At 59.1% G+C, this 7,807-nt stretch carries 4 protein-coding genes and 2 pseudogenes; all 6 read left to right on the top strand.

Going from position 1 to position 7,807, the window contains the following annotated elements:
- The coding region (locus AB4043_RS14755) for an alginate export family protein (RefSeq protein ID WP_442307382.1) at window positions 1-1,296 on the top strand (1,296 nt) is incomplete at its 5' end.
- A gap of 258 nt (window positions 1,297-1,554) precedes the next feature.
- Window positions 1,555-4,227, top strand: coding sequence for a glycoside hydrolase family 3 C-terminal domain-containing protein (locus tag AB4043_RS14750; RefSeq protein ID WP_442301470.1), 2,673 nt, complete (start codon window positions 1,555-1,557; stop codon window positions 4,225-4,227).
- A 24-nt stretch (window positions 4,228-4,251) separates the two neighbouring features.
- Window positions 4,252-4,467 (top strand): annotated as a pseudogene (locus AB4043_RS14745) (hypothetical protein); the annotation flags it as partial.
- Between the two features lie 109 nt (window positions 4,468-4,576).
- Window positions 4,577-6,577: an alpha-glucuronidase family glycosyl hydrolase gene (locus tag AB4043_RS14740; protein ID WP_442307381.1), complete on the top strand. Its 2,001-nt coding sequence runs from the start codon at window positions 4,577-4,579 to the stop codon at window positions 6,575-6,577.
- 151 nt (window positions 6,578-6,728) lie between these two features.
- The gene (locus tag AB4043_RS14735; protein WP_442307380.1) at window positions 6,729-7,229 is read left to right on the top strand and encodes an SDR family NAD(P)-dependent oxidoreductase; all 501 of its coding nucleotides are present in this window, start codon (window positions 6,729-6,731) and stop codon (window positions 7,227-7,229) included.
- Window positions 7,230-7,255: 26 nt separating this feature from the next.
- Window positions 7,256-7,807: pseudogene (locus tag AB4043_RS14730) on the top strand (bifunctional D-altronate/D-mannonate dehydratase); the annotation flags it as partial.

Here is a 7,807-nt window from a genome sequence, read left to right as displayed (position 1 = left end):
TCCCTGCTCCGGCTTGGCATCACGCAGCGCATTCGCCAGTGGGACTATCAACTCGAGATCGGTCAGAGCGCGGAGCTAGCGCTGCCGACCGATGCGGTCTCGCCGGTTGCTGCGCAAGGCCAGCTTGGCCTGGGTGGCACTTACTATGCCGCGAACAACAACAATAGCAATCCCGCCGCTGCTTCGTTCCGGCAGGGCTTCCTGCGTTATCACTTCCAGAAAGAGCCGAATACGTTGCGCATGGGCCGTTTTGAATTCTTTGACGGACAGGAGATCGTTCCCAAGAACAGCACGCTGCTCTGGGTACAGACCAACCGCGTGGGTCATCGCCTTATCGGCAACTTCGGCTTCTCAAACGGACAGCGTTCCTTTGATGGCATAGAGGGCAAGCTCGGCGGCAAGAGCTGGAACCTGACTGCGATGGGCGGCCGGGCGACGCAGGGCGTCTTCAACATGAATGCCAACCCTGAGCTGAATGTCGATGTCCAGTACGTGGCGTATACGCATGTGCTGGCGAAACAGCGTGTCATCGTTCGCGCTTTCGGTCTCGGCTATCACGATGGTCGTACCGGGCTGACCAAGACGGACAACCGCAGTGCGGCGGCACGCGCACTCGATCACAAGAACATCCGCATTGGCACCTTTGGCGGCAATCTGCTGGCAGCGGTGCCTGCGGGCCATACCACGGTCGACTTCCTGCTGTGGGGAGCAGGTCAGGTCGGGTCCTGGGGAGTGCAGGATCATTCTGCAGGGGCGATCGCGGTAGAGGGCGGTCTGCGCTTCGATAAGGTCAAGACGACACCATGGGTTCGTGGCGGCTATCTACGCTCCACCGGCGACAACAATGCAACGGATAACAAGCACAACACCTTCTTCCAGGTCTTGCCCACGCCGCGTATCTATGCGCGGTTCCCGTTCTACAACTCGATGAACTCCACGGACTCCTTTGTTCAGCTTATCGACAAGCCCAGCAAGAGAGTGGATCTGCGTTCCGATCTTCACTTCCTCAAGCTCACCTCGGCCTCGGACTTCTGGTACCAGGGTGGCGGAGCCTTCGATAACAAGGTCTTCGGTTATACGGGAAGGCCGGCGAACAGCCACAACAGCTTCAGCTCGCTGTATGACATCAGCGCCGACATTACGCTTACCAAGCAGTTATCGCTGGGAACGTACTACGCGYATGCCTTCGGGAAGTCGGTCGTCAGTGCGATCTATCCGACGGAGGGTGGAGCGAACTACGGCTACTTTGAGTTGAACTATCGCTTGCAGAAGGTCCTGGGCGGCCACAGCCACTAGGGCATCTCAAACACACTCCCGTTGCCCCATTCTTTGCGACTCAGAGTCCGCGGTCAGCGTTGCCGGCTGGAATGAGAAAGCAAAGAGTGGGGCACCGCTTTTTAGAGCAATTCCCCTAATACTGTAGCTTTGGATAAATCTTCGCGAATGCAGGCTGGACGACCGTCAGCAGTGAGCCTTGTGGCTCAGGTATCTTTGATGGCATCGTGGATTGCATTTGAATCCGCGGCCGCAATCGTTTTCGAAAGGTCTTCTGCCATGCGATTGACACATGTTCTCACCCTGTTCGCCGGCTTGCTGCCGACTGCCGCGCTTGCGCAGGCGAAGCTTCCGTATCAGGACACCTCGCTCACCCCGGAACAGCGTGCGCACGATCTGGTCTCGCGGTTGACGCTGGAGGAGAAGGCCGCACAGAGTGTCAACACCGCGCCTGCCATTCCCCGCCTGGGTGTGCCTGCCTATGATTACTGGAACGAGGGGCTGCACGGTATCGCGCGGTCCGGTCATTCGACGCTGTTTCCGCAGGCTATTGGTATGGCGGCGACCTGGGACGCGCCGCTCCTGCAGCAGATCGGAGATGTGGTCTCTACCGAGGCGCGCGCCAAGTACAACGATGCTGTCCGCAAAGACATTCACAGCATCTACTTCGGCCTGACCATCTGGTCGCCGAATATCAATATCTTCCGCGATCCGCGCTGGGGACGCGGGCAGGAGACCTACGGAGAAGATCCGTACCTGACCGGAAGTCTTGGCCTGTCGTTTGTTCGCGGCCTGCAGGGGCCAGATCCTCAGCATCCTCGCGCTATTGCTACGCCAAAACACTTCGCCGTGCACAGCGGTCCGGAGAATACGCGCCACAGTGCCAACATCGATCCTTCTGCGCATGATCTGTGGGAGACGTATTTGCCGCAGTTCCGTCGCACGATTGTTGAAGGTCAGGCCGGATCGATTATGTGCGCCTATAACGCCATCTACGGCAAGCCGGCATGCGCCAGCGATCTTCTGCTGAAGGAGATCCTGCGTGATGCCTGGAAGTTCAAGGGCTTTGTCACTTCTGATTGTGGGGCCATCGACGACTTCTACCAGAAGACGGCACATCGCTACTCGCCGGATAAGGAGCATGCTTCGGCCGCAGGTGTTCTCGCGGGCACGGATACCAACTGCGGCCGGACCTACCAGGTTCTGCCAGCGTCGGTCCGTGCAGGATTGCTGAAGGAGAGCGACCTCGATGCAACGCTGGAACGTCTGTTCACCGCACGCATGCGGCTCGGTCTCTTCGATCCTCCATCGAGCTCGCCTTATGCGCAGATCCCGTACAGCCAGGATCGCGCTCCGGCGCACCTGGCGCTTTCGGAGCGCGCTGCGAAAGAGTCCATGGTGTTGTTGAAGAACGACGGCATCCTGCCGTTGCAGCCGGCGAAATATAAGAAGGTTGCTGTCATCGGCCCCAACGCGGCGTCGCTTGCCGCTCTGGAGGGCAACTACAACGCTGTTCCGAAGGACCCCGAGATGCCGGTCGATACCCTGCGTAAGTCGCTTCGTGGAGCACAGGTTGTCTACGCAGAGGGCGCACCGTATGCCGATGGAGCTCCTCTGCCGGTTCCGTCGACCATGTTCCGCACAGCGGCAACGGGCGGCCGCAATGGTTTGAAGGCGGAGTACTTCAATGGCTCGGATGGGGATATCTTCGCAGGCAAGCCGACTACCGTGCGGCAGGACCCGCAGATTGATTTTGATTGGAACTCCGCCGCCCCCGTCGATGCGGTGAAGCAGGAGTTCTTCGGCGTTCGCTGGACTGGATATATTGCCGCTCCGCAGGCGGGCGACTTCGAGTTCAATATGCGGCTGGCGCACTGTTATCCATGCGGCGATGAAGAGCGCTACCGCGTGACCGTCGATGGACACGAGGTGGCAAACTTCTCGACCCCCGCGAAGGACTTCCGCGAGAGCACGACGCCGCGTTTCCATATTCGTTTTGAAGACACTAAGCCACATTCCATTGAAGTGACCTATGTGCACAAGGCTCCGCTTTTTGGTGGAGGTTTGACGATGGAGTGGGTGCCTCCGGCGGGCCTGCTGCAACAGCAGGCGGCAGAGGCAGCGCGTGATGCGGACATGGTGATTGCGATGATTGGTCTTTCGCCGGAGCTTGAAGGCGAAGAGATGAAGATCAAGGTGGAAGGCTTCGATGGGGGCGATCGCACCGACATCAAGCTGCCTGCAAGCCAGCAGCAGATGCTGGAGGCGGTTGCGCAGTCGGGCAAGCCGATGGTGGTGGTGCTGATGAACGGCTCCGCGCTTGCCGCACCCTGGGCGCAGGAGCATGCGAATGCGATTCTCGAGGCATGGTATCCGGGTGAGTTCGGCGGCAAGGCTATTGCCGATACGTTGCTCGGTGTTTACAACCCTGCTGGCCGTCTACCAGTGACCTTCTATCGGTCAGTCGGCGATCTGCCCGCCTTCGATGATTATTCGATGAAGAACCGGACTTATCGCTACTTCCAGGGCACGCCGCTCTATGGCTTTGGCTACGGTCTCAGCTATACGACCTTTACGTACTCCGGAGCGAAGGCAGCGACCAATGAGTTGCACGCCGGCGATCCGCTGAAGGTCGAGGTTACAGTCACAAACAGCGGCAAGCGCGCGGGAGAAGAGGTGGCGCAGCTCTATCTGCTTCCGCCGGCTGGAGGCAACGGTGGTCTGTCGCCGAAGCTGCAGCTTGAGGGCTTCGAGCGGGTTACGCTCAAACCGGGCGAGGCGCGCAAGCTGGCGTTTGAGCTTTCGGCGCGCGATCTCTCGCAGGTCGATGGCGACGGTAATCGTGTTGTTCTCCCGGGCGAGTACTCTATAGCCATCGGTGGGTCGCAGCCCGGTGCGCAATCGCAGACCGTGAGCTTCCGGATCAGCGGAAGCTACCCCGTTCCCCGGTAGCCCGAAAGACAGGAAAAAGAATCGATGATTTTGAAAAGGCACCATCTGCAGCCTGTTTCACTTTTCGCAAGCATGATTGCGCTATCGTCATTGCAGCCGATGCATGCAGAAGATGGTTCCGCTGCCTGGCTGCGCTATGCTCCGGTAGCAACAGCGCAGTATCGGGCTGTGCCGACACGTATCGTTCCTTCCTCTGACTCATCCATAGAACACGCGGCCGCCGAAGAGCTTCAGCGTGGTCTCAACAGCATGCTTGGTGTTCATGCGGAGATCGCTGCGCAGAGTGCATCGGCACAGCGCGGTGCGGTGATCCGCCTGGTGCTGACACCGGGGACGAGCGTATGCCCGGTTGCTGGCCTCCATCGGAATCAATGGCTGCAACGTCAACAACKTGAATGCAGATCTCGATCTGCTGACGCCGGCTCATATCCGCGAGTTTGCGCGTCTTGCCGAGGTCTTTCGTCCCTGGGGTGTCAGGCTTGCGATGAGTATCGATCTCACGTCGCCGCAGACCGTGGGTGGTATGTCGACCTTCGATCCTCTCGATCCGTCTGTGGCAACGTGGTGGAAAGAGAAGGTCGATGAGATCTACCGCGCCATTCCGGATTTTGGCGGTTTTACGGTCAAAGCAGATTCGGAGGGGCGCAAGGGGCCATCGCAGTACGGGCGTTCGCCTGCAGATGCAGCCAACGTACTGGCACGTGCCCTGGCGCCGCATCATGGCGTGGTGCTCTATCGCGGCTTTGTCTATAACAACCATCTCGACTGGCAGGATCATAAGGCAGACCGTGCACGTGCCGGCGTGGATAACTTCGCGCGTTACGACGGTACGTTTGAAGACAACGTCATCATCCAGATCAAGGAAGGCCCCATCGATTTCCAGGCGCGTGAGCCTGTAAGTCCGCTCTTCGCCGCGCTGCGTCGCGCCAACGTCGCCATCGAGCTGCAGACCGCACAGGAGTACACCGGTCAGCAACGGCACATGGTCTGGCTGCCAAACATGTGGCACTGGGTGCTGGATACCGATCTGCATGCCGACGATCGCAGCACACCGGTCAAGCAGATCGTAACCGGTCACAGCTTTCCTCTTGCGAATGGCAAACCGCGCCGGGGCGGCTTCGTCTCCGTCACCAATGTCGGTATGGAGGCCAACTGGCTGCACCATCCGATGGCGATGGCCAACCTGTATGGTTTCGGTAAGCTGGCGTGGAACCCAGACCAGCTACCTGACCAGATCATCGATCGCTGGGCGCGTCTGACATGGGGAAATCGTCCTGAGGTGGTGAAGCTCATTACGACGCTGCAGCTTGAGAGCTGGCAGGTCTACGAGGGCTACACCGGTCCGAATGGCATAGGGACGCTCACCAATATTCTTGGCTATCACTTCGGCCCGGGCATCGAATCGGCGGAGCGCAATGGATGGGGCCAGTGGTTTCGCGGCGAGAAGGACGGCATCGGCATGGACCGCACTGCCAATGGAACCGGCTATATTCAGCAGTATCCGCCGCAGCTCGCGGCGAAGTACGAGTCGCTTGCCACCTGCCCTGAGGATCTGCTGCTCTTCTTCCACCACGTCCCTTACGACTACAAACTGCGTAACGGGAAGACGTTGGTGCAATCCATCTATGACACGCACTACAGTGCCTCAGCGCAGGCTGGAACCTACGTCACCCGCTGGCAGCAGCTTCATGGCATGGTCGATGACGAACGCTACGAGCAGGTGCTTCGCCTCTTCCGCTTCCAGGCAGGGCACGCCATTGTGTGGCGCGATGCCATCAATAACTGGTTCCAGCGCATCTCGCAGATTCCTGATGCACAGGGCAGGGTAGGCCACGACGCCGGACGGGTTGAGGCTGAGGCGGTCATCGGGTCCGGGTATGAACCGGTGGATGTCACTCCATGGGAGACGGCATCCGGCGGCAAAGCCGTGGTCTGCCACAAAGCCGAGGGTTGCACGCTCGCGTATACCTTCCAGCAGAGCTCGGGTACATATGACATCGCGGTGCAGTACTTCGATATCTGGCGCGGTGTCTCGCGGTATGAGCTGCAGCGCAATGGGGAAGCGATTGCTTCGTGGCAGGCGGACGATACGCTGCCTCCGGCACAGTTCGACGCCAATCCTGATGGGCAGACCTCAACCCGGTTCACGGCGAACAGAATCACACTGCAGCAGGGAGACAAGCTGGAGCTGCATGCGATTCCCGATCTGCGTTCAGAGCTGCAACCGGGTGCGGCGCACAAAGCGGCTCCGGGAGAGCTGGAATCGCAGTCCCGCATTCCGCGCGATTATCGCGAATATGCGCCGGTGGATTACATCGAAGTTACTCCCTCAGTGCGCAACATCAAGTAGTTTGGCTAGAGCATTTTCCCTGTTCCTGGGTATCCCGAAAGAGGTATACAGTAGCGTTTTCATTGCGGAAAACGCCCATAGATGCGGGAGCCCTAATCTACACCTACAGGGAAATGCTCTATGATCGAAGTCCTGAATCGAAAGAGCAATCATGAATCTCTCTGGAATGACCGCCGTCGTCGTCGGCGGGACCTCGGGTATCGGTAAGGCGCTTGCACTTGGACTTGCACGTCACGGAGCCAACATTGTCGCTACCTCGCGCTCGCAGCAGTCTGTCAACGAAATTGCACATGAGCTGCAGGCTCTCGGGACAAGACATCTTGCCATTGCCAGCGATGTCGCCAGCCGCGACTCCCTGGGGGCACTTCGTGATGCTGTGCTCGCGGAGTTTGGCTCTGTAGAAATCCTGGTGAATTCCGCCGGTATGACCAAGCGCATTCCTACGCTGGAGGTCGACGACGAGCTGTGGAATCAGATTCTCGACGTGAACCTCACCGGCACGCTACGAGCCTGCCAGGTTTTTGGGAAGGTCATGCTGGAGCAGCGGTTTGGCCGCATCATCAACATCGCATCGCTGGCCAGCTTCGCTGCGTCCACCGGACAGATCATTGCGGTCGACGGCGGCTTCCTGGCAAGCGGCGTTAATCAGTAACCCGGCGGAGACTCTGGAGAAGGTTTATGAAGATTGAATCGGCAAAGCTCATCGTCTGCTCCCCGGATCGCAACTTCGTCACGTTGAAGATCGTGACGGATGAAGGCATCTACGGTCTTGGCGATGCGACGCTCAATGGCCGCGAGCTTGCGGTGGCATCGTATCTGACCGAGCATGTTCTTCCGTGCCTGATCGGCCGCGATCCCTTCCAAATCGAAGACATCTGGCAGTATCTCTATCGCGGAGCCTACTGGCGGCGCGGCCCTGTAACGATGAGCGCGATCGCTGCTGTCGATATGGCGCTGTGGGATATCAAGGGCAAGGCGCTGAATACGCCTGTCTATAACCTTCTGGGCGGAAAGAGCAGGGAGGGTGTCCTGGTTTACACCCACGCCAATGGGGCCGACATCGCTGAAGCGGTCGATTCTGTACAGCGTCATGCTGCCGAAGGCTATCTTGCAGTGCGTGCGCAGAGTGGTGTGCCAGGTGTTGCTTCCAGCTACGGAGTGCCGAAGTCCGGCAAACCCTATGAGCCCGCCGAGCGTGGTCTTCCCAGCGAGAGCCTGTGGTCGACGGAG

Source organism: Terriglobus sp. YAF25 (assembly GCF_052113305.1).
GTDB lineage: Bacteria > Acidobacteriota > Terriglobia > Terriglobales > Acidobacteriaceae > Terriglobus.
This window is presented reverse-complemented; position numbering and strand designations above follow the sequence as displayed.

Excerpts from the sequence above, each read along its gene's own strand:
- AB4043_RS14735 (WP_442307380.1), top strand. The coding sequence starts at position 6,729 with ATGAATCTCTCTGGAATGACCGCCGTCGTCGTCGGCGGGACCTCGGGT.
- AB4043_RS14750 (WP_442301470.1), top strand. The coding sequence starts at position 1,555 with ATGCGATTGACACATGTTCTCACCCTGTTCGCCGGCTTGCTGCCGACT.